This is a genomic window from Paenibacillus sp. J22P59 (assembly GCF_059383895.1).
The window spans coordinates 150,402-171,564 of record NZ_JBXENX010000001.1 but is presented as its reverse complement, the minus strand read 5'-3'; the positions used below and the strand labels follow the sequence as shown (position 1 = coordinate 171,564).

Sequence of the window (21,163 nt, the reverse complement as noted above, 5' to 3'; positions counted from 1 at the left end):
ATTATTCTGTAAGGGATGGGTAACGGTAGTCCTCATCGTCATCATTTTCCTGTTGATCGGTAATCGTTACGTTCAGGCCCGTTTCCTGCCAACGCTTCATCATCTCATTCGACATATAATGATAGTTCAGATCCAAATGCTGCAGCTTCTTAATTTTATCGCTGTTAATGAGCGCCTCTGCCCCTTCGTCAGTCAATGTTCCAAGAGACAGATCAAGCGTGTGCAGTTGATCCAGAATTGGCGCTTCTGCCACAGCAATGGCAATCTCGTCTTGAATCTCACTATCTTTCAGCCCCAAATATACGAGCTCCGGGAATTTGCCTGGCTCGATCAATGGGAGAACATCTTCTATACTGCCATCAAAGCCGTATTCGTCAACTCCCAAATAAAGCTCCAGCTTCTTCAAGCGCGGGAAGCTTCCTGTATGGATACTAGCAAGCACTTCCTTGCCTAAGCCGCCACAAATAATAGTCAGCTCTTCTAATTTCTCATGACGAGCGGGATCTAGCGCCAGTTCGGTACTACCCTTGATTGTGAAGGACGTCAGGTTCGGATACGCAACGAGCAGCGGTGCCAGATTAGATTGTGTTATCCATGATACTTCGCATTCTTCATAGGACATATCGCCAATGAATAGCTTGTGAAGCTTAGGGAAGCTGTCCTTCAAGCGAACAAGCGCTTCTACGATTTCACTGGAATCATTCTCATAAGCGCCGCCCCAGTCTCCAATAATCAGACTTTCAAGATTCGCAGCGTCCGCGCCATTCGCCAGTTGCTCGATTAAATCGACTATTTTTTTGCCATCCTCATACTGCTCATAATCCAATGATAATTTAATTTCGGACATATGAATTCCTCCTAAGCTTACTTAATATTTCCTACTTTACCACTATAATTATAGAATGATAAGTTCGTGCTTTCAAATCTTCTATTGATCTTATAGCAAGGAATAGCAATAGACTTACTAAGTAACTGCCGTTTTTCGCTTAGTCACAATCCACTTTATCGACACTCCGAAGCTGATTAAGAGCACGAAGGCACCGAATAGGTAAGGCAAATTTATATCAATATCAAATAAAATGCCTGCCAATGCTGGTCCGAAAATAGTACCCAAGCTCATATAAGCGTTATTCATACCCGCTACGAATCCCTGCTCTTCACCAGCATCCTTGGACAGTAAAGTATTGATAGTCGGCCGCATAATGTTGTTGAATGTGAAAAATAACATCGTTATGAACATCACATAAATAAAATTTCCAGAAAATAGCATGAGCACAAGTGATACGGCAGACAACAATAGCGTGTAATTAATAATCACTTTCTCGCCTAGCTTTCGTGTCAACCAGCCCGTCATTGCGATTTGGTTGAACGTTCCGATTAAAGAACAGACCGTAATTAGAACCGCTATTTCACGGGTTGTGAAACCGTAGCTCTGAACAACGAATAGCGGGAAGATCGCCTCGAAGTGAGTGAGCCCGAATGTAAGAGCAAAGACGAGCAGCAATAGAACGAAATAACGGGATTTGAACGAGAGCACGAGCTGGCGAAATACACTGACTCTTTTCTCTTTTGATTGCTGGCGTTTAAGTTGAAGGTCTTTCGACAACGATTCCTTCAAAAGGATAATGCTGCTTAACATCGCCAGAAAACCAATACAAGCGGATGCGTAGAAGGGTGCTCGCAAACCGAACTCAGCAAGCAAGCCTCCTAGCCCCGGTCCGATAATGAAGCCAGAAGACATCGACGCCCCCAGTAAAGACATGCCTTTTCCCCGCTGAACATCTGTCGTAATATCCGCTACATACGCCATAATTGCCGGGACCAATGCTGCCGACCCCATCCCTCCTACTAATCGGGACACGAATAGAAGCGACAAATCTCCGGCAATTGCCGCTAGTAAATTAGATACAGCAAAAAGGCATAAACCAACGACAATCATTGGCTTTCGACCGTATTTGTCTGATAGCTCACCCGCGATTGGCGAGAATACAAATTGCGTCAAGCCAAAAGCAGAGACCAGGTATCCGGCAGCTTGTCCACCTGCGCCGAATTCTTTCAAGAAGACAGGCATTACCGGAATAATCAGCCCCATACCAAGCATAGCTAGAAACATGAACATCAGTAATAATGGAAGTGATGATTTATTGGACACTTGTTATTCTCCTCAATTTCTATCATTAATTTAATACACACCTACGCAATGCTACCATAGCTTGGCACAGCGGGATAATATTTATTATATTCCAATGCTATACTTTAATAGTTTGTCCGATAGCAGAGCCCAGCCATCCGTCTCATAGGCCTAACAAAAAAAGACCGCTCTCTTGGAGCGGTCCTCCCTTCAAGCTATAAAGCAAACAGGTCGACAAAGCTGTGCACAGCGGTTCGCTCCAGTTCCCGCTGATCTTGGCATAGCTTCACAATTGCTTCTGCTTGCTTGCCAGCGAAGCGGCTCCTTACATTGGACTCAAACTTGGTCTCCAGCAGCGGAATCGCCTCCTTACGTCTGCGGCGATGTCCGATTGGATATTCCTGCTGAATTTTATCCGTCGCTGTTCCGTCTTTGAAGAACACTTGGATCGCATTAGCAATCGACCGTGTATCCTCTGCCATATACTCCGAAGAATAACGCGGGTCCTCTAACGTAATCATCTTCTCTCGCAGCGCATCAATTCGCGAGTCCTGTGCAGCGGCATCCTCATAATCATCAGCGGTAAGACTGCCCTGCACAAGCCCTATTGCCACCATGTACTGCAAGCAATGATCGCGATCGGCAGGATTATGCAGCGGCCCTGTCTTATCAATGATTCGCAATGCGGATTCATGCGTTGTCAGCTCAATCCGATCCACTTCCTGCAATCTCCCCCTAAGCTTTGGATGAAGCTGGATCGCACATTCGACAGCCGTCTGACCGTGGAATTCAGCCGGATAGGAGATTTTGAACAATATATTTTCCATGACATACGATTCAAGCGGGCGACTCAAGACAATCGGATTTCCTTTGAATAACACATCGGAGAAGCCCCATTGCGGAGCGCTTAATGCAGAAGGATAGCCCATTTCGCCTTTTAGCGCCATCAACGCTAAGTGAACGGCACGGCTTGTCGCATCCCCTGCTGCCCAAGATTTCCGAGTACCTGTATTCGGTGAATGGCGATATGTTCGCAGAGGATGTCCGTCAATCCAAGCATTCGAAACCGCTCGAATTATCTCGTTCTTCGTACCGCCGAGCAGTTTGGTTATAACAGCCGTCGAAGCTACCTTAACGAGAATCACATGATCGAGCCCCACTCGATTGAAGCTGTTCTCCAGAGCGAGCACACCTTGAATTTCATGCGCTTTTATCATAGCCGTCAATACATCCCGCATCGTAACAGGTGATTTGCCTTCTGACCGTTGAAGGCGACTCAGATAATCAGCAGCCGCAAGTATACCGCCTAAATTATCAGAGGGATGGCCCCACTCTGCCGCAAGCCAGGTATCATTATAATCGAGCCAACGAATCATGCATCCAATATTGAATGCAGCAGTAATCGGGTCAAGCTGAAAGGAGGTCCCCGGAATCCTCGCTCCGTTCGGAACAATTGTACCGGGTACAATCGGACCAAGTAGCTTCGTGCATTCAGGGTATCGAAGCGCAAGCAATCCACATCCGAGCGTATCCATCAAACAGTATCTTGCTGTTTCGTAAGCCTCAAGGCTATCAATTTCTGTACATGCGACATAGTCTGCCAGCTCTACAAGAAGTCGGTCCGGCTCAGGCCTATTATTGCTGCTCGGCTTCGACATCACATTCTCCTCCCGCTTATCAGAATTGTGTATCCGGAATCGGCCAGCTTAAGAGCTCAGGACCGGTATATTCGGCACTTGGCCGAATTAGACGATTGTTCAATCGCTGCTCGATAATATGGGCTGACCAGCCGCTAATTCGGGATTGCACAAAGATAGGAGTGAAAAAGTCCGTTGGGATATTCATAAATCGATAAACAGAGGCACTATAGAAATCCAGATTGGGAAAAAGCCTCTTCTCCCTTTGCATAACCTGCTCAATACGCTCGGATATCGGATACAGCTTCGTATCGCCAGCAGCTTCTGATAGCGTGCTCGACCATCGCTTCATCCTATCGGATCTGGGATCACAGGCGGAATAGACACGATGCCCAAAGCCCATAATTCGTTTCTTCTGCACCAGCATCTGTGAAACGCCACTTTCCGCTTCATTCGGATTATCAAACGCTTCAATTAAAGCCATGGATGCTTCATTGGCTCCTCCATGCAGAGATCCACGAAGTGTCCCCACTCCAGTCGTTATCGCGGAATAGAAATCAGATAGCGTTGATGCTGTCACCCGAGCCGCGAAGGTAGAAGCATTAAACTCATGCTCGGCATACAAAATAAGAGAATGATCCAGCGCCTTCTCATGACTTTCGTCTGCTTTTCTACCATGCAACAATTGCAAAAAATGGCCCGCAATACTATCCTGATCAGTCTCCGTATTGATCCGTTTGCCGCTTTTGTGATAATGATGCCAATACATTAATAGGGATGCACAGCAAGCCAGCAGCCTGTCTGCTATATCATAATGACTTCGTCCTTCAGCCTCTGGCTCGAAGGAAGCGAATGCGGAGAATCCCGTCCGCAGTACATCCATCGGATGCGTACTGCCGGGAAGCTGCTCCAATATCGTTCGCAGCCCGCCAGGCAGCCCTCTTGCAGCAGCCAGCTTTTGCTTATACTGAGTTAATTCAGCTCGGCTAGGCAGCTTGCCATATATAAGCAGATAGGCTGTTTCCTCAAAGGAACCGAATTCCACCAGATCCTCAATCGTATATCCCCGATAAGAAAGCCCTGCCCCTTCCTTCCCGACCGTAGATATAGCCGTTTGCCCTGCTATAACAGCAGCAAGCCCCCCTCGTTTTTTCACCGTCATCTATTCCTCGCCCCTCTCCGCATACAGCTGATCCAGCTTCTTCTCGAAATCATAATAATTCAGAAAATCATAAAGCTCCTCACGCGTCTGCATCAGTCCGACTGCTGGGCTCTGCGTCCCTTCTAATCGGATAGTCCGATATACGGCAAGGGCTGCAGCATTCATCGCACGAAAGGCAGATAACGGATACAACACCATACGGACGCCAGCCTTCTTCAATTCTTCTATTGTAAAAAGCGGAGTTTGGCCGAATTCAGTCACATTCGCGAGTATAGGCACTTTCACAGCCTCGGCAAATCGCTTGTATTCTTCAAGATTCGTTATAGCTTCGGGAAAAATCATATCCGCTCCCGCTTCGACACAAGCACAAGCTCGCTCAATAGCCGATTCAAGCCCCTCCATCGCCAATGCATCCGTTCTCGCCATCAGGACGAATGACGAGTCCTCTCTGGCATCTGCCGCTGCCTTTATTCGATCCACCATTTCTCCCTTGCTCACTATCGCTTTGTTCGGACGATGGCCACAGCGCTTATTCTGAATCTGATCCTCTATATGGATACCTGCCGCACCTGCCCGATGAATAAGCTTTACCGTTCTCGCAATTTGAAAAGCGCCGCCAAATCCCGTGTCTGCATCAACCAGCAGCGGCAGATCCGTCGCGCTCACAATTCGCCTAATATCCTCTAGGCAATCATTGAGCGTTGTCATGCCAAGATCCGGCATGCCATAAGAGGCGTTTGCAACGCCTGCTCCTGATAAGTACAAAGCACGGAACCCTACCCGCTCCGCCATCAGCGCTGCGTAAGCATTGATTGTCCCTGCCACTTGCAACGGCTGCTCCGTCTCAATTGCCTCACGAAGAAGCAAGCCTGGACTAGTCCGCATCCCTTCACCGCCTTTACTTCATTACAGCTTGTCATCTAAGCAGCTGATTGCTGATTACGATTCTGTGAATCTCATTCGTGCCTTCATAGATCTGCGTGACCTTCGCATCCCGGAATAAGCGCTCCGCTTCATTCATGCAGCCTTCCAAACCCAATAGCTGAACAGCTGCTCCAGCTGCTTCTACCGCCGTATCAGATGCGAACATTTTTGCAATGGAAGCCTGCATCGTACAAGGCAGGCCCTCTTGCCGCAAATAAGCGGCATGATAGACAAGCAGCCGAGCGGCTTCTACATGGGCGGTTAGCTCCGCCAAACGAGCATGATGAGGCTGCAGCTTGCCTCGCCTTTTATTGCTTCGTGCTGCTGAAGGATAGAGAGTGTCGCTCAATAATTTCACCGCAGCTTGTGCAATTCCAAGCGCTTGGGCTGCAATGCCGATTCGCCCGCCATCCAGTGAACCCATGGCAATCGCGAATCCCTCTCCTTCCGCACCAAGTCTTTGAGCAATTGGAATCTGCAATTCATTAAAGATAAGTTCACACGTATTAGAGCCGTGAAGTCCCATCTTCTTCTCTTTTTTTCCAATCTCGAAGCCCTCCGCGCCCTTTTCTACAATAAAAGCAGTAATGCCGCGATCCGGCCCCGTAAGAGCGAACGTCACATAAAAGTCTGCTGCTCCCGCATTCGTAATGAACACCTTCGTGCCATTGAGTCGATAATGATCGCCGTGAAACGTCGCTGTTGTTCGAATAGAAGCTGCATCCGAACCGGCATGAGGCTCCGTCAAGGCAAATGCCCCTAACGCTTTTCCCGAAGCGAGCCTCTTCACGTAGACAGATCTCTGCTCCTCCGTTCCATAGTTAAGAATTGGAAACGTACAGACAGAAGTGTGAACAGATAGGATGACGCCTACCGCTGCGCTTACTTTCGAAATTTCATTAACAGCTAGCGTATAGGAGATGAAATCTGCATCGGCACCGCCCCATTGCTTCGCTATTGGAATGCCCATGAAACCAAGGTGACCCATTCGAGCAACGAGCTGCTCAGGGAACTCATCCGTTTGTTCCATATGGCTAACGGCAGGAGCAATCTCCAATTCTGCAAACTGCTGCACCGACTGCCGCATTCGTTCTTGTTCCTTCGTATAACGGAGCTCCATTATTCGGCACTCCTTTCTCCAGCCCCTATCCTAGCCCCTCGTATGGATACAGTCCTCGCCCGGACTTGCGGCCGAGCCACCCAGCCCGAACATAACTGCGAAGTAATGGGCAAGGCCTATATTTGGAATCGCCAAATTCCTCATGGAGTGTCTCCATAATGGCCAAGCAGGTGTCTAAGCCGATGAAATCAGCAAGAGCAAGCGGCCCCATCGGGTGCTTCATCCCAAGCAGCATCACCTGATCGACCGCCTCTGGTGAGGCGACCCCTTCATATACGGCATACATCGCTTCGTTGATCATCGGCATGAGAATTCGATTCGCGATGAAGCCTGGGTAATCCTTAACCTCAACAGGAGTTTTGCCTAAGGATAGAGCCAGCTTTTTGACTGTATCAAACGTAGGGTCTGAGGTTGCCAGCCCTCTAATAAGCTCCACTAGCGGCATAACGGGAACCGGATTCATAAAATGCATGCCGATGACATGGTCTTGCCTGTTCGTTGCCGCAGCGATTGCAGTAATCGACAACGATGAAGTATTCGTCGCGAAGATCGCTTGAGGAGCGCAGATGCCGTCCAGCTCTTGAAATAGCGTTTGCTTCAATGTCAGTTGCTCGGGAATCGCTTCGATAACGACCGAGGCAAGAGCAGCATTGTCTAGACTCGTCGTTGGTGTAATACGATCGAGTTGCTGCAAGCGGAGCTCCTCCGTTAATCGCCCCTTCTCAACAAGACGGGTGAGAGAAGAAGCTATCACAGCTTTCCCCCGCTGTACGACCTCCGATTGGATATCATATAACAGAACGTGATATCCGCTCTGAGCCAATGTTTGCGCGATGCCGCTGCCCATCTGTCCAGCACCAGCCACCATTATGGTTGCACTCTCCAAGAAGACCACCTCTGCTCTTATCCGTCTACTTGCAGCAAAATCGCATCGCCTTGTGCCCCTCCGCTGCAAATCGCTGCAATTCCTAGCCCACCGCCTTGCCGCTTTAACTCATGAATCAAGGTAAGAACAATTCGGGCACCGCTAGCGCCAATCGGATGGCCTAGAGCAATAGCTCCTCCGTTGACGTTGACCTTATCCTCATCCCACCCTAGCAGCTGTCCGCAAATAAGAAGGACAGAGGCGAACGCCTCATTCACCTCGAACAGGCGTATATCTTCTAACGACTTTCCGGTTTTTTGCAGCAGCTTGCGAATGGCTAATGCAGGAGCAGTTGCCAAATAAGGAGGCTCCACTCCAACGGCAGCATGCCCCAGAATAGCAGCTAGTGGCTGAACCCCCTCTTGAAGGGCTACTTCCTTGGACATAAGCACAACGGCGGCGCTGCCGTCGTTGACACCTGGAGCATTGCCCGCTGTTACTGTACCGCCGCCCTCTACTATAGAGCGGAGCTGTGTAAGCTTGACGATGCTCGTATCCGGCCTTGGGCATTCATCCTTTTTGTAGTCAGCCTTGCCATCCGATAATGGATAAGCGACAATCTCTTCATCGAACAAGCCTTGCTGAAAAGCTTGAACGCTTCGCTTATGGCTGCGGAGAGCCCACTCATCCTGCTCTGTACGGCTAATGCCGAATTCCTTGGCAACCTGATCGCCATGTGCAGCCATTAGAACATTAGCAAATGGGCAAAGCAGCCCATCCAGATTCATGAGATCTACCAGCTTGGAGTCTCCTCTTCGTATCCCCCATCTAACATGGGGTGCTGCGAATGGCGCAAGGCTCATGCTTTCCATACCTCCAGCAACTATGATCTTGACATCGCCCGTTCGTATCGCTTGATCCGCAGCTGTAATCGCCCGCATTCCCGAAGCACAGACTTTGTTCAGCGTTTCAGTCTGTACATCCCATTCCAATCCCGCGAGCCTCGCAGCCTGCCGAGCCGGATTCTGCCCAGCGCCTGCTTGAAGCACCATGCCCATCATTACAGCCTCTATTCGCTCATTAGGCAAGCCTGCTCTGCGCACAGCCTCTTGAATTGCAGCGGCTCCGAGCTCAATCGCCTTCACTTCCTTGAACATACCGCCAGCTTTGCCGAAGGCCGTTCTTGCTCCGCCAACAATAACGGTTTCCATCACCGCGGCTTCGCCCCCTTATTCTGCCAAAATGAGCTCTAGCATGCCTGTAGGCATACCGCCGGTCCCCATATCAGATTGCAAGCACTTCGCATCCCTTAGGTACCGCTCCATGTGGTATTCCCGCATATAACCATAGCCGCCAAGCACTTGCACAGCATCAATAGCTACCGATACCGCACTATCTGTCGCAAATTTACGGGCTATAGCGCCCTCCTTGCTATGCGGCAGCCCTTCATTGCAGCGCCATGCTGCCTGATAGGTCAGCCATCTGGCAGCCTCAATCTTGGCGGACATGTCGGCCAGCTTGAATGCTATGCCTTGCCGGCGGCCAATGAATGTCCCGAACTGCTTGCGTTCCTTCGCATAAGCAGCGGAAGCCTTCATTGCTCCCTGGGCGATGCCGACCGCTTGTGCAGCAACACTGATGTTGTTCATCTGAATGACCGCTTGCACAATCTCTTGTCCTTGTCCTTCTTGACCGATTCGGGATTCCTTCATAACTTTGACATCGCGGCACAGAACCTCAGCTAGCATCAAGGAACGCAAGCCCAGCTTCCGCACGGTATGACCGATATGGAAGCCCGGCATTTCTTTTTCCAGTACAAAAGCGTTATACCGCTTCTTATTGCTCGCTTCCGCATAGACCAAATAAAGGTCGGCAAGCCCAGCATTCATTGCGAAAGGATGCTGCCCGCGTAGCTTGTATTCCCTTCCTTTAGCTTTGGCAACAAGCGGTTTGCCCGTCCCTTCGCCATTGACAGGAAAACAGCATCCCCCGACCAACTCCCCAGCGGCCAATCTGCCCAGATGCTTCGCTCTAAGCCCTTCAGTGCCATATTGGCTGAGCGGCCATGCTACATCTGTGACATGTGAAGCCAAGGCTGCCGCGGTCGAAGCACAAACTCCGGCTAATTCCTCCAAGGCAATAACGAAGGCCAGACAATCCTTCCCTGTCCCTCCATGTTCCTCAGGAATTAGCATGCCGGTTAGGCCTAAATCCGCCATTTTACGCATAAGCTCCGGTTCAAATTGTCCCTTCTCATCCCGTTCCCCAGCGAGGGCCGCAACCTCTTTTTGAGCAAACTGCCTTACGACAGCACGGGTCATCTCCATCTCCTCAGATAGACGAAAGCGCATCTCCTTACCCCCTTCCCAAGCAGACAAAGTTCGACGCCTTCCGTGTTTTAAGTAGTATATGAGCGGACCTTCAGCAAAAATAACTGAAATTTCAGCGCAAAAAAACCTCAGCACCGCTTTCATGGCGGTACTGAGATTTTCGAGGTTGTTAGCTGATGATGGGCTCCAGCTTATAAACGTAACCGTTTCTTTTACAAATAGTTAGAAGAGCTTAAAGCTCTTAAAGCTCTTAAAGCTCTTAAAGCTCTTAAAGCTTTTAAAGCTCTTAAGGCTCTTAAGGCTTTTAAGGCTTTTAAGGCTCTTAAGGCTTTTAAGGCTTTTGAGGCTCTTGAGGCTCTTGAGGCTCTTGAGGCTCTTGAGGCTCTTGAGGCTCTTGAGGCTCTTGAGGCTCTTGAGGCTCTTGAGGCTCTTGAGGCGATCAAGGCTCCTAAGCCTCTAGGAGCTTTATCCCTTACGTTTGCAGATGGCACATATGAGGAGATTACGCTATTTTATGAAGCGTTTTTCGTAAAAACAGGCTTAATCTATGGGCATATCGGAGATAACGTCAGCTATATTCAGTAGTCGGGAACCGACCTTCTCCACTAGTGAACATAGCTTCACTGTTGCTCCTTTTTACCTGTCAGAGCAGTGAGATAGAGCAAATGAATTCATTAAATTGTACATGACATTCCTTCTCTAACTTGGGAAATTGCCTTTTGGGCCAGGCCTTTCTTTTTTCAGGGCGGCGATTGGAACAGCTGCAGGATCTCGCCCCCCCTTTCATACCAAAGAAAGAAGACCAAATACGTATAGGCCAACTTAAGCCTAGCTACACTATACAGATCGGACCGGAAAATCCCTTCATTATCAGCTACGGCTGGGAAGAAAATTGTGCTTACTTGGAAGCCAACAGTTGGAAGCCGTGGTGAATTACAACACGTATTACGAGGAAAAATTCGAAGAAGCCGCATTAAGATAAGCAGGCAGGACAGCTGGCAGTATAGTATAGTGAAGCCGATGATTCATAGACGTGCACGGCTGACCGAAAACTACTATTCTATTAACAAAGCAAAGCAAAGAAATGAAAGAACACGGGTACGAAATTAAAAAACACTATTGAAGTAAAAGATACATACTAGCTGTTCGTGGAAGGCTGGCACCGAAGTGTGTATTCGAACAAATCAAGATCAACCGGGGATTCCGGCGTTTTCTTCTTCGAGGCCTGCCGAAAGTGAGCCTTGAGGTCGGGTGGCTTTCGCTCGCCCCCCAGGGCAAGAAGACAGCAATAGACCAAATAGCAGAAATGGCGGTGCAGGGATAGATCCCCTAGCATCGCCATTTCATTGTCTTTACCAAATCTCCATTAAGCCAGCTGTCCTTTTAAGTGAGCAAATCTCCTATTGGGACAGCCTCTTTCACCTCTTGAAATACACTTATACTTAAGCAGTTCCTGTTATGTTTCATACTCAGCGGGGATAAGCTCATACAATTCCTTCACTTCGCAGCCCAATGTATCTGCTATAGAGATAGCGACTTGCAGTGGCATGACACGCTTACTCTCCAGATAGTCAGTGATCCGTTCTGGTCTGTACTGCAGTAAGCGAGCAAGCTCATCTACTGATATACTTGCAGCGGATAGCCGTTCAGATAGCAAGCATCCTCCTAAATGAAATTTCATTAGCAACGACTCCCCATCTAAATCTGCGCAATACGCATTCAAAGCTTAATTAGAAACGGTGACTTCCTGCTTTAGCCTCCTACATAAGTAGCACCGTAGACATACGGTATCGTTTGAGCATTGGAAGGGGCTGGGAATATATAATAAACTTTAATATAGTAGACTTGATTCGCTTGAACTTGAACGGCTGTGCTTCCGTAGCCAAGCACGTTATAATTACTGTCTAACACCTGTACTCCTAAGTTGGCTGATGAGCCTGGGTTACCCGGCAATGTGGAATAAGTGAAATACACTGTACCTGACTTATGAGTCGTAAATTGATGATACTTTGTCGCTTGCGGGCTCCCTGATCCAGCCCATGGGCTAACAGAATCGTTGTAATACGTTACCGATGTATTGCCAATTGGGTGAGTAGTCGTGTACCCGCTTGAAGGAATAGAAGCCTGCACAATACTGCCTGTCAATAGATTACCAACCGCAAAAGCTAGAACAACTACTAAAGCCATTACCCATTTCTTCATCTCAGAAATCCCTTCTCTCCCTTTATCTACTAACACCCCTACTCTATCTATCTCTTTCCACGCTGTATACCCTTTCAGAAAACTAGTCAAAAGCTTACACAATCCTCTCTCTCCAATCGTTCTTTAATAAGCTTTCTCGGCATAATCATACAAAAAAAGCCCAAACGTTATCGCCTGGACTTTCGAACTTTCTTTCTATCATTCAGCTGTTGTCTTCTTTGTTTTGCCGATCAGCCTTCTCTCTGGCCAATAGATCAGGCTTCAAATCATCCTGCACACTTCCCTTCCATAAAGGAACGCCAGACCGATAAGCCGCCCTACCATTCAAATGGCCCGCTACAGGCCCTGTTAGGAATACAAACACGATGCCAAGCAGCAGCTTTACGCTCACGTGATCTAGATAGAACATAAAATATAGAAACGCTCCTGCCAGAATAAGCAGAACACCGAGCGTAGCACTTTTGGTAGCGGCATGTGATCGTAAGTAAACATCAGGCAAGCGGACAAGCCCGAATGTGCTTAATGCACTAATCAGGGCACCAAGCACGATGATCAAGCCGATTAAGAATTCACCGATCAAGCTTATCGTCGCCATCTTCAATGACCACTCCTCTCTCAATATAGCGTGCAAAAGCAGTCGTTCCTATAAAAGTCAAAATACCGATTAATAATATGATATCTATAAACGCACTTGTCCGAAGCAGCATGCAAATGATTGCAATCATAGAGAGCAGGATGACACCGATCGTATCCAGAGCAGCAATTCGATCAGATATGGAGGGTCCTTTGAGCAAACGATACATACAGCCCAGCACCGCCAATGCCAATATAGCCAAAGCAATAATAAGCATCGTCGTTATCATGAGCGCGTCACCTCCATAATGGCTTTTTCGAATGTATCTTTGATCTGTTGCGATAATGCTTCTGCATCCTGAATGTCCATCGCATGAATGTACAGTGTCTGATGATCCGGCGATACATCAAGGGTCAGCGTCCCTGGCGTGAGACAAATCAGGCAAGACAGCAGTGTAATTTCCCAATCCGATTTCAGCTCCGTATGAAAAGCGAACAGGCCTGGACGAATCGCCAGCTTTGGACGAATAATATGAACGATTACGTCGTAGCTGGATATGAACAGCTCTTTATTGAACAAGAGAAGCAGCTTAATAATCGCGACGATTTTTCGCATATAGAACGGTTGGGACCAAAAACGTCTGAACAGGCCGATGCAAGCCATACCGAGCAAATAACCAACGACAAAACGAGAGAAGAACCACTCATTATGAAGGAACATCCAGACGAAGGCTATGATCAGATTTAATAAAATTTGCAAAGCCATTTCATCTACTCCTTTAATACTGCATCAATATATTGTGCCGGATGGATCAGCGTAGCTCCCGCTTCTGCAACGATGCCATATAGCCATTCTGAGCCTATCCCCATCGCGATAACGAGGAGACACAGCCCTGCCGCAGGTAGCAGCGCCCTATTGCTAAGCTTCTTCTGCTCAGGCTGCTGATGCAGCTTCTCTTCTCCCCAGAAGGCGTGCATGAATAGGCGAATCAAGGAGTACAGGACGATCAGGCTGGAAGCCAGAGAGATAGCTGTCAGCCAATAATGCTCGGCCTGCAAGCCGCCTCGAACCAGCAGCAGCTTGCCTGCGAAGCCGCTCAGCGGAGGAATGCCTGCTATAGCGAATGTTGTGATGAAAAACATCCAGCCCAGCAGCGGATAACGCTTGATCAGACCGCCCATTTCCCGTAATTTGTTTGTGCCAGAGACATGGACAATCATCCCTCCAAGGATGAAGAGCAGCGCCTTCGCCACCATGTCATGAATGAGATAGAACACAGCGCCATTAAGCGATTCTTCTGTAGCCGCAACCAGGCCGAAGGCAAGGAAGCCCACACTAATCACGACGTTATAATTCATAATTCGTTGAATATCGGAATAGGCAATTGCGCCTAATGCTCCCAGTATCATCGTTGCGCCAGCCATCCAGCCTAGCCAGCTATGCGTAATTCCCGGCTCATGATAGAAGATCAATGTGAACGTTCGAATAAGAGCATATAACCCGACTTTTGTCAGCAAAGCTCCGAATAGCGCCGCGACTGCGGCCGGAGGAGCGCCATAAGAGCCCGGCAGCCAAAAGAACAAGAAGAGCCCCGCTTTCAAAGCGAATACGATCATGAATAGAATGGCGATGACATTCAATACGCCCTCCTGCTGCACCTCCGCAACTCGCAGAGAAAGATCCGCCATATTCAATGTGCCGACCACCCCGTACAAATACGCAACAGCAGCGACAAACAACGTTGAAGATAAGATGTTAATCAAAATATATTTCAGCGTCTCCCGCAGTTGGCGCTTGGTTCCTCCTAATACGATTAAGGCATACGAGGAAATGAGCATGACCTCGAAGCAGACGAACAGGTTGAACAAATCCCCGGTCAAGAATGATCCGCTGACGCCAACAAGCAGGAATTGAAGAAACGGATAGAAGTAATACCGCTCCCGCTCCTCCCCAATCGTGCGGAAGGCATACAATAGGCAAAAGGCGCTTACGACCGAGGTTGTAAGAACAAGAAGTGCACTCAGTGTATCGGCGACAAACACAATACCATACGGCGGAGCCCATCCACCCATTTGAAGGGTCTGGATACCATCGTTTCTAACCTGATAGAGTAGCACGCTTGCTCCAGTAATATTCAATAGGACGGCAATCGTACTAATCCAGCGCTGCAACCGGATATGGTTCTTGAAGAACAGCATGATGATTGCGCTGCTTAGCGGAATCAGAAGCGGGAGTACGAGTAAATTATTCATCTTCGTTCCCCCTTAGCTGTTCCATATCATCTGTTCCCAGCTTCTGATAGGCCTTATAGGCCAGAACGAAGAAGAACGAGGTAACACCGAAGCTAATAACAATAGAAGTTAGAATAAGAGCCTGCGGCAGCGGATCGACATACGTCTCCGCCTTCTCTCCAAGCAGCGGGGCTGCGCCCGTTTTGAGCCGCGACATCGTAAGCAGCAGCAAATGTATACCATGGGTTAATAGCGATGTGCCCAATATGATGCGCAGCAAGCTTTTCGATAGAATGAGATAGACCCCAACCGCAAAAAGAACGCCAATCGTTAAAGACATATATAGTTCCATTGCTATTTATCCCTCCCTATCGTCAAGATGATCGTCATCGTAATGCCTATAACCGTTAGATACACGCCCAGATCGAACAGCATAGCGGTCGCAAGCTCCACATGTCCAAGCAGCGGCAGATCGAAATAACCGAAGCTATGACTTAAGAACGGCAATCCGAATACGAATGATCCAACGCCCGTCAGCAAGGCTACCAATAATCCACAAGCTGTTACCTTGCGGAAATCATACGGAATGACCTCCCGAACCGTCTTCAAGCCAAAAGCCATCGCGAACAGCACCAGCGCAGACGAGGTCATAAGTGCTCCAATGAATCCCCCGCCCGGATTATTATGTCCGGCAAAAAACAGATATAGAGAAAACGTTAAAATAATGAAAATCACGACTTTTGAGATCGTTTGAAGAATAACATCGTGGCTGCGAACACCAACAGGTTCATCGCGCTTTGGCTGAACAGACAGAATAGCTGCTGCATCCGCCTCCTCCTTTGTATCCAGCTTCAGCTTGATTAACGCATAGATGCCGTATGAAGCAATGCCCAACACGACGATTTCGAACATCGTATCGAAGCCCCGGAAGTCAACAAGAATTACGTTAACGATATTTTTTCCGCCAGCCAGCTTATAGCTGTTGTCCACGAAATATTGTGAGATCGATTCGAATGAACGGCTGCTGCTTGCACTCAAAGCTACCAAGGTCATAATGGCTCCAACTCCGACTGCAATAAGCAGATTAACCAGCTTAAACCGTCTCTTCGTCTCCTCTTTCTTCAGCTTCGGCAAGTGGTAGAAGCATAAGAGGAACAAGGTGACCGAGACTGTTTCTACAATTAACTGGGTAAGCGCCAAATCGGGAGCCCGGAAGATGACGAAGAAAAAAGAAACCATATAGCCTACCGCGCCTGTCAAAATAATCGCCATCAGACGGTTGCGGGCGAACGGCACGGCAATTACAGCCAAGATCATGACGGCAATAATGACGTATTCATACAAGGACATCGGTGCGAACTCGGACAGGTCAAAGGACATATCCGTCTGGGACCATAATGTCCAGCCTACCGATAAGATCAGAAAAGCAAAAATATAGATCACATAATGACGGATCGAGCCGGTCATATAACGATCGGTTAATCGGCGTGCCCCCGCATCTAAGCCTCTCAGCCCAGCATCATACGTTCCATTTAGGGAGATACGTTGAAATAGCGGTTGATTGAATACACTAGCTCGAGTATGAAGCTTATAGACAATCGTACCGACTGCGACAACGCCAATCGTCATGAATATTTCTGTCGTCCAACCATGCCAGAATGCGATGGATACCTCAAATTGCTCGCCAGGCAGCAGCAGGGCTGGATGGATTGCCGCCATTGCCGGCTGAATGATGGAGTAAGACAGCAGATTAGGGAACAATCCGAATATGACGGCCAAAGAACCAAGAATGACAGGAGACAATAACATCCCTACTGGCGCTTCATGGGGAGCCTTCTCCAGCTTCTCCAGCTGCTTCGGTCCTGTGAACGTTTTGAACACGATGATCATGCTGTATACGAACGTGAATACGCTAGCTATCCAAGCCATAATCGGGAATAGCACCCCAATGGTCTGCATGTTGAACAGCTTGAGCTCTGTAATATTCAAGACAGCGGTAAAAAACATTTCTTTACTCAGGAAGCCATTGAATGGAGGCAGCCCAGCCATAGAGAACGTTCCGATAATGGCTACGGTGAACGTAATGGGCATGAAAGCCATCAAGCCGCCTAGCTTCCGTATGTCTCTTGTGCCTGTCTCATGATCCACGATGCCCACGACCATGAATAATGCCCCTTTGAACACCGCGTGATTAATCAGGTGAAAGATGGCAGCCATCGTCGCTTTCGTATAAAATAGCGAATCTGCGCCGCCTGTCAGGAATGCAGCGGCAGAGCCAAGACCGAACAAGCTCATAATAAGGCCGAGCTGACTGATTGTTGAGAAGGCCAGCATCGACTTCAAATCGGTCTGCTTCATCGCTCGGAAGGATCCATAGATTAGCGTAACTATACCAAAACCCGAGACGAGCCAGAACCATAATGCTTCTCCCGAGAATACAGGGCTGAACCGGGCAACCAAATAAATGCCTGCTTTGACCATCGTAGCCGAGTGCAAATAGGCGCTGACTGGAGTTGGTGCCTCCATCGCATCGGGCAGCCAAATATGGAAGGGGAACTGAGCCGACTTCGTAAATGCCCCTAACAGAACAAGCACCATTGCAGGAATAAACAAGCTGTGGTCAGCTATACTGCCTATGCTTGCTATCGTCTCTCTAATGCTGAACGTTCCCGTTATGACATATAGCAATACCAAGCCTGCAAGCATCGCCAATCCGCCAAATACAGTAATAAGCATTGACTTTAGCGCACCATATTTTGACTTTTCCTTATGATGCCAGAAAGCGATCAGCAAAAAGGAAGAAATGCTCGTTAGCTCCCAGAATCCATAAAGAACAATCGTATTATCCGATAGGACGACGCCAAGCATCGCTCCCATAAATAAGAGCAAATAGATGTAGAACAGCTGAATCGCTTCTTTTTGCTTATCCATATAAAATATCGAGTAGAAGACAACCAACGTACCGATCCCCGATATAAGCAAGGAGAATAATAGCCCCAGCCCATCCAAATACACGGTAACATTAACTCCTAGAGAAGGAATCCAGGGTAGAGATGCGGTTAAGGTCTCCCCTGTTTGCACCAGAGGAATCTGCATCAAAAAATAGATGAATAATAACGCAGGAACAGGAACGATGAACCATCCCGTATGTACACGCTTCATGCCTTTGTGCAAGAAAGGAATCAGAATAGCGTACAGAAAAGGAAACAGAATGGCAGTGTGCAAGAGCGACAATGGAAAGCCTCCTTCGACCAAGTTGAACTTCTTACAGTAGCTTCTCCAAATAAGAGAATAAAGTACCATTTTTACCTTAAATAAACAGAAACAACACAAAAAGAGCCCGCTGTTGGCAGGCTCCTCCATTAAAAAAGTATGATTTTGTGACTTGATCCATTAATTATAAAGGGCTTACATCCCGTTTGTCAAAGTAAAAATGACGAGAGTGAATAGAACAGCAGCCAGCAGGAGATCACTTAGCAGTAGAAGGAGTGATTGTATTGCTAACAAAAAAAATCATCATCTGCTCTAGCCTGTTCACTGTTCTTCTCCTCGCTGCTGGGTTATTGAATAGAGAGCTTTCCCCATCCCCCAAGCTATTCTCTGCTTCTTACAAGGCAGCAAGCCTGTCTGATCGGCATCAGCCTTACAGGCCCCGGGAGTATGTTAGAATTATTCGTATTGCACCTCCTAAACCTTACTCCAAGCGCACCTCTCCATAGGCTAACGCATATGGTAAAGCAAGAACTAGGTGTACTATTCACCTAATTAGAGAGGCTGGAGCAAGATGAATTCCTACATGGATTATACGTCGCCTTCCGTACAATTCACTTATGATTTAAGCAACAATCGATTTTACACCAAGAATGCCTACAATTACATTAATGCACTTTCTATCAAGCAACTGAACACCCTTGGCAATACTTCCTTGCTTGATATTTTTCTAAGCAGGAGCAACGTAATTGAGCCCCATATCCATCAGAATGCCTCGGAGCTCGTCTACTGTATTTCTGGCAAAGCGGTCGTATCCCTTATCAATCCCTTCACCAATGAACTGCTGAATTTCACGATAAGTCCCGGTCAGGTTGCCAACGTTCCACAGGGCTGGTGGCATTATGAGGTGGCTTCTGTCGATAATACGCATCTGCTCGCCATTTTTGACGCCCCGATCCCAGAGGTTATTTTCGGTTCAGATATTTTACGATTAACCCCGGCCAGCGTTCTCGCTCATACCTACTGTCTAGATAAAGCGAAGGTGAAGGATACCTTGGCTCCGATTACCCAAACGGTTGTCATTGGCCCACCAAGCAACTGCGAACAAGGTAAAACACAATCTGCCAACAAAATGCCCTATTGGAATCAAACATATTCTAATCAAGCACTGCCTAACCAAGCGCTGTCAAACCAAACACTGCCTAACCAAGCACTGTCTAACCAAGCACTGCCTAACCAAGCACTGCCTAACCAAGCACTGTCTAACCAAGCACTGCCTAACCAAGCACCATCCAATCAGGCCTTTCCAAACCAAACGCATCCGAATCAAACTTACTATACAAAACCGTACGGACACTATCACCGTGAAGAGCCCTATTACGGCCCAGCCCCTTACCCCAACTATTAAACAAAATGAAAAAGAGCCTCCATTCCGAATAGGTTTGGAAGCTCTTTTCGCCTTAATAGATAGCTAAAGAACTGTGATACGTTTCGCTTTTACCTTATAAGCTTGCTGCGTTGATTTCTGATGGTGCAATTCTTGTTACGCCTGGAAGCGTAATGTTCGTTGTGAGGTTTCTTAGATTGGTAAACAAGAAGTTGCCTCTCGCATCAGTGCCTTGAAAGTTCCCTACGAAGACCCCGCCAATTCCTCCCCCGTCAAATTGAATTGTGACCAGAGTTCCTGGAGCTAGTGTCCGAAGAAAATTAGCTGCTGAGCTGCCTCCCAGATTCTCTTGATTGCCACCAGTGCGATTGCCGCCTGTTCTGTTTCCTCCAGTTCTGTTGCCACCCGTTCTGTTACCACCTGTTCTATTACCTCGGGATCTGTTGCCTCCCGATCTGTTATCTCTGCTTCTTGACATATGAATCTACCTCCTATGACTGATTTATCTTATACTATGTAAATTTCATAGAAGGGTATGGACGAATCTAGCAGATCAAATAACCAAATCTATCAATCTACTGTTCTTCAACAAAAAAAAGCTGCAACAATCGCAGCTTTAGATCTTAGAATTATACGATTCTATTCATTAAGGAATATATTGCTGAACAATCCGAGTAATCTCGCCATTGGTTACCGTGAAATGATAGGGAAAATCTTTCAATTCAAATACATCATCAGAATCTAAGAGAGATATGAACTTTTCCACTGAAATCTGCTCATCCCATATCAATTCTGCATTTTCTGCCTGACCGGTGCGATTATAGATTTGCATAAGAACAACCGCATCCTTCGCAATAGGCAGCTCCTTCAGCTCTTCGCTGTCATTAATAATGTAGTAGCCATCTGGCGGGCCATCTAGGCCAACATCGCCTTCGCGCTCCAGAAACTTCTCCTTCGCTTGCTCACCTTCATACCAATCTATAGAATCTATGGCGAGCGTATAGCCAGCTTCCGTCTGTCTAACTTGATCTATATAGCCTGTTTCTGTATTTGCAGATTTGGCAACCGGCTTGTATTCATGACCGCTTGCAAGTGCAAAACTAAATGCTGTCAAACAAGCTATAGCAATAATTGCAGTCAGGGTATATTTTTTCATCATGGCTAACGCTCCTTCAAGGTTGTGTATATTCTTATTCCGCATAACTATAGAATATAACGACTGAGGGATGAAATAAGTTACAAAATAAAGACAACCCAATTATTTCTTTTTTACTTATTACCCTCCTCATCCACAAGGCAAACATTTTGCTGCTCAAAAGTGCTCTTGAAAAGACCAGCCTTACATGAAAATAGAAAGCATGTTCTGTTTTTTTCTGTTCATTCTGTTATC

Annotated in this window: 21 protein-coding genes and 1 pseudogene; 3 read left to right on the top strand and 19 right to left on the bottom strand. The window is 47.5% G+C overall.

Annotated elements, in window-relative coordinates; translation table 11 throughout:
• Window position 1: 1 nt before the first annotated feature.
• From AC50YO_RS00865 to AC50YO_RS00825, 9 genes are all read right to left on the bottom strand, one after another.
• Entirely contained in the window at window positions 2-847 is an 846-nt protein-coding gene (locus AC50YO_RS00865; protein WP_494842117.1) for an STM4015 family protein, read from the bottom strand.
• 117 nt (window positions 848-964) lie between these two features.
• Entirely contained in the window at window positions 965-2,152 is a 1,188-nt protein-coding gene (locus AC50YO_RS00860; protein WP_494842114.1) for an MFS transporter, read from the bottom strand.
• 194 nt (window positions 2,153-2,346) lie between these two features.
• Entirely contained in the window at window positions 2,347-3,789 is a 1,443-nt protein-coding gene (locus AC50YO_RS00855) for a bifunctional 2-methylcitrate dehydratase/aconitate hydratase (protein WP_494842109.1), read from the bottom strand.
• Window positions 3,790-3,808: 19 nt separating this feature from the next.
• A complete protein-coding gene (locus tag AC50YO_RS00850; RefSeq protein WP_494842107.1) occupies window positions 3,809-4,930 on the bottom strand; it encodes a citrate/2-methylcitrate synthase in 1,122 nt (373 codons plus the stop codon).
• Complete coding sequence (prpB, locus tag AC50YO_RS00845) at window positions 4,931-5,815, bottom strand: methylisocitrate lyase (protein ID WP_494842105.1); 885 nt, start codon at window positions 5,813-5,815, stop codon at window positions 4,931-4,933. It abuts the gene before it with no gap.
• Window positions 5,816-5,846: 31 nt separating this feature from the next.
• A complete protein-coding gene (locus tag AC50YO_RS00840) occupies window positions 5,847-6,974 on the bottom strand; it encodes an acyl-CoA dehydrogenase family protein (RefSeq protein ID WP_494842103.1) in 1,128 nt (375 codons plus the stop codon).
• A 25-nt stretch (window positions 6,975-6,999) separates the two neighbouring features.
• Window positions 7,000-7,860 (bottom strand): 3-hydroxybutyryl-CoA dehydrogenase, encoded by an 861-nt coding sequence (locus AC50YO_RS00835; protein WP_494842101.1) that lies wholly within the window; start codon window positions 7,858-7,860, stop codon window positions 7,000-7,002.
• A 17-nt stretch (window positions 7,861-7,877) separates the two neighbouring features.
• Entirely contained in the window at window positions 7,878-9,050 is a 1,173-nt protein-coding gene (locus AC50YO_RS00830; protein ID WP_494843189.1) for an acetyl-CoA C-acetyltransferase, read from the bottom strand.
• A gap of 18 nt (window positions 9,051-9,068) precedes the next feature.
• Window positions 9,069-10,190 (bottom strand): acyl-CoA dehydrogenase family protein, encoded by a 1,122-nt coding sequence (locus AC50YO_RS00825; protein WP_494842099.1) that lies wholly within the window; start codon window positions 10,188-10,190, stop codon window positions 9,069-9,071.
• Window positions 10,191-11,331: 1,141 nt separating this feature from the next.
• On the opposite strand from AC50YO_RS00825, the pseudogene AC50YO_RS00820 reads away from it, so the two are divergent.
• Window positions 11,332-11,493, top strand: a pseudogene (locus AC50YO_RS00820) (IS1182 family transposase); the annotation flags it as partial.
• A gap of 132 nt (window positions 11,494-11,625) precedes the next feature.
• On the opposite strand, the gene AC50YO_RS00815 reads toward AC50YO_RS00820, so the two are convergent.
• From AC50YO_RS00815 to AC50YO_RS00780, 8 genes are all read right to left on the bottom strand, one after another.
• Window positions 11,626-11,850, bottom strand: coding sequence for a helix-turn-helix domain-containing protein (locus AC50YO_RS00815; RefSeq protein ID WP_494842097.1), 225 nt, complete (start codon window positions 11,848-11,850; stop codon window positions 11,626-11,628).
• A 71-nt stretch (window positions 11,851-11,921) separates the two neighbouring features.
• Complete coding sequence (locus tag AC50YO_RS00810) at window positions 11,922-12,371, bottom strand: hypothetical protein (RefSeq protein ID WP_494842095.1); 450 nt, start codon at window positions 12,369-12,371, stop codon at window positions 11,922-11,924.
• A gap of 202 nt (window positions 12,372-12,573) precedes the next feature.
• The gene (mnhG, locus tag AC50YO_RS00805; protein ID WP_494842093.1) at window positions 12,574-12,966 is read right to left on the bottom strand and encodes a monovalent cation/H(+) antiporter subunit G; all 393 of its coding nucleotides are present in this window, start codon (window positions 12,964-12,966) and stop codon (window positions 12,574-12,576) included.
• Window positions 12,941-13,234, bottom strand: a complete 294-nt coding sequence (locus AC50YO_RS00800; protein WP_494842091.1) for a Na(+)/H(+) antiporter subunit F1 — start codon at window positions 13,232-13,234, stop codon at window positions 12,941-12,943. Before AC50YO_RS00800 ends, mnhG begins: the two co-directional genes overlap by 26 nt.
• The gene (locus AC50YO_RS00795) at window positions 13,231-13,710 is read right to left on the bottom strand and encodes a Na+/H+ antiporter subunit E (RefSeq protein WP_494842089.1); all 480 of its coding nucleotides are present in this window, start codon (window positions 13,708-13,710) and stop codon (window positions 13,231-13,233) included. Before AC50YO_RS00795 ends, AC50YO_RS00800 begins: the two co-directional genes overlap by 4 nt.
• A 5-nt stretch (window positions 13,711-13,715) precedes the next feature.
• Entirely contained in the window at window positions 13,716-15,197 is a 1,482-nt protein-coding gene (locus tag AC50YO_RS00790) for a Na+/H+ antiporter subunit D (RefSeq protein ID WP_494842087.1), read from the bottom strand.
• Window positions 15,190-15,528 carry a Na(+)/H(+) antiporter subunit C gene (locus AC50YO_RS00785; protein WP_494842086.1) on the bottom strand — a complete coding sequence of 113 codons (339 nt, stop codon included), beginning with the start codon at window positions 15,526-15,528 and terminating at the stop codon, window positions 15,190-15,192. Before AC50YO_RS00785 ends, AC50YO_RS00790 begins: the two co-directional genes overlap by 8 nt.
• Window positions 15,529-15,530: 2 nt before the next feature.
• The gene (locus tag AC50YO_RS00780) at window positions 15,531-18,410 is read right to left on the bottom strand and encodes a Na+/H+ antiporter subunit A (protein ID WP_494842084.1); all 2,880 of its coding nucleotides are present in this window, start codon (window positions 18,408-18,410) and stop codon (window positions 15,531-15,533) included.
• A 263-nt stretch (window positions 18,411-18,673) separates the two neighbouring features.
• Here AC50YO_RS00780 and AC50YO_RS00775 point away from each other — a divergent pair, with 263 nt between their 5' ends.
• Together AC50YO_RS00775 and AC50YO_RS00770 are read left to right on the top strand one after the other, a co-directional pair.
• Window positions 18,674-18,895, top strand: coding sequence for a hypothetical protein (locus AC50YO_RS00775; protein ID WP_494842082.1), 222 nt, complete (start codon window positions 18,674-18,676; stop codon window positions 18,893-18,895).
• Window positions 18,896-18,960: 65 nt separating this feature from the next.
• Complete coding sequence (locus tag AC50YO_RS00770) at window positions 18,961-19,794, top strand: cupin domain-containing protein (RefSeq protein ID WP_494842080.1); 834 nt, start codon at window positions 18,961-18,963, stop codon at window positions 19,792-19,794.
• A gap of 94 nt (window positions 19,795-19,888) precedes the next feature.
• Here AC50YO_RS00770 and AC50YO_RS00765 read toward each other — a convergent pair whose 3' ends face one another.
• Together AC50YO_RS00765 and AC50YO_RS00760 are read right to left on the bottom strand one after the other, a co-directional pair.
• Entirely contained in the window at window positions 19,889-20,251 is a 363-nt protein-coding gene (locus AC50YO_RS00765; RefSeq protein ID WP_494842078.1) for a hypothetical protein, read from the bottom strand.
• A 168-nt stretch (window positions 20,252-20,419) separates the two neighbouring features.
• Window positions 20,420-20,929, bottom strand: a complete 510-nt coding sequence (locus AC50YO_RS00760) for a hypothetical protein (protein WP_494842076.1) — start codon at window positions 20,927-20,929, stop codon at window positions 20,420-20,422.
• Window positions 20,930-21,163 lie beyond the last annotated feature (234 nt).

Bases quoted from the DNA above. Each gene is read 5' to 3' on its own strand.
- AC50YO_RS00810 (WP_494842095.1), bottom strand. From the start codon at position 12,371: ATGAAGAAATGGGTAATGGCTTTAGTAGTTGTTCTAGCTTTTGCGGTT.
- AC50YO_RS00840 (WP_494842103.1), bottom strand. From the start codon at position 6,974: ATGGAGCTCCGTTATACGAAGGAACAAGAACGAATGCGGCAGTCGGTG.
- AC50YO_RS00790 (WP_494842087.1), bottom strand. From the start codon at position 15,197: ATGAATAATTTACTCGTACTCCCGCTTCTGATTCCGCTAAGCAGCGCA.
- AC50YO_RS00815 (WP_494842097.1), bottom strand. From the start codon at position 11,850: ATGAAATTTCATTTAGGAGGATGCTTGCTATCTGAACGGCTATCCGCT.
- AC50YO_RS00760 (WP_494842076.1), bottom strand. From the start codon at position 20,929: ATGAAAAAATATACCCTGACTGCAATTATTGCTATAGCTTGTTTGACA.
- AC50YO_RS00765 (WP_494842078.1), bottom strand. From the start codon at position 20,251: ATGTCAAGAAGCAGAGATAACAGATCGGGAGGCAACAGATCCCGAGGT.
- AC50YO_RS00865 (WP_494842117.1), bottom strand. From the start codon at position 847: ATGTCCGAAATTAAATTATCATTGGATTATGAGCAGTATGAGGATGGC.
- prpB (WP_494842105.1), bottom strand. From the start codon at position 5,815: ATGCGGACTAGTCCAGGCTTGCTTCTTCGTGAGGCAATTGAGACGGAG.
- AC50YO_RS00770 (WP_494842080.1), top strand. From the start codon at position 18,961: ATGAATTCCTACATGGATTATACGTCGCCTTCCGTACAATTCACTTAT.
- AC50YO_RS00800 (WP_494842091.1), bottom strand. From the start codon at position 13,234: ATGATAACGACGATGCTTATTATTGCTTTGGCTATATTGGCATTGGCG.
- AC50YO_RS00850 (WP_494842107.1), bottom strand. From the start codon at position 4,930: ATGACGGTGAAAAAACGAGGGGGGCTTGCTGCTGTTATAGCAGGGCAA.
- AC50YO_RS00795 (WP_494842089.1), bottom strand. From the start codon at position 13,710: ATGGCTTTGCAAATTTTATTAAATCTGATCATAGCCTTCGTCTGGATG.
- AC50YO_RS00825 (WP_494842099.1), bottom strand. From the start codon at position 10,190: ATGCGCTTTCGTCTATCTGAGGAGATGGAGATGACCCGTGCTGTCGTA.
- mnhG (WP_494842093.1), bottom strand. From the start codon at position 12,966: ATGGCGACGATAAGCTTGATCGGTGAATTCTTAATCGGCTTGATCATC.
- AC50YO_RS00830 (WP_494843189.1), bottom strand. From the start codon at position 9,050: ATGGAAACCGTTATTGTTGGCGGAGCAAGAACGGCCTTCGGCAAAGCT.
- AC50YO_RS00785 (WP_494842086.1), bottom strand. From the start codon at position 15,528: ATGGAACTATATATGTCTTTAACGATTGGCGTTCTTTTTGCGGTTGGG.
- AC50YO_RS00855 (WP_494842109.1), bottom strand. From the start codon at position 3,789: ATGTCGAAGCCGAGCAGCAATAATAGGCCTGAGCCGGACCGACTTCTT.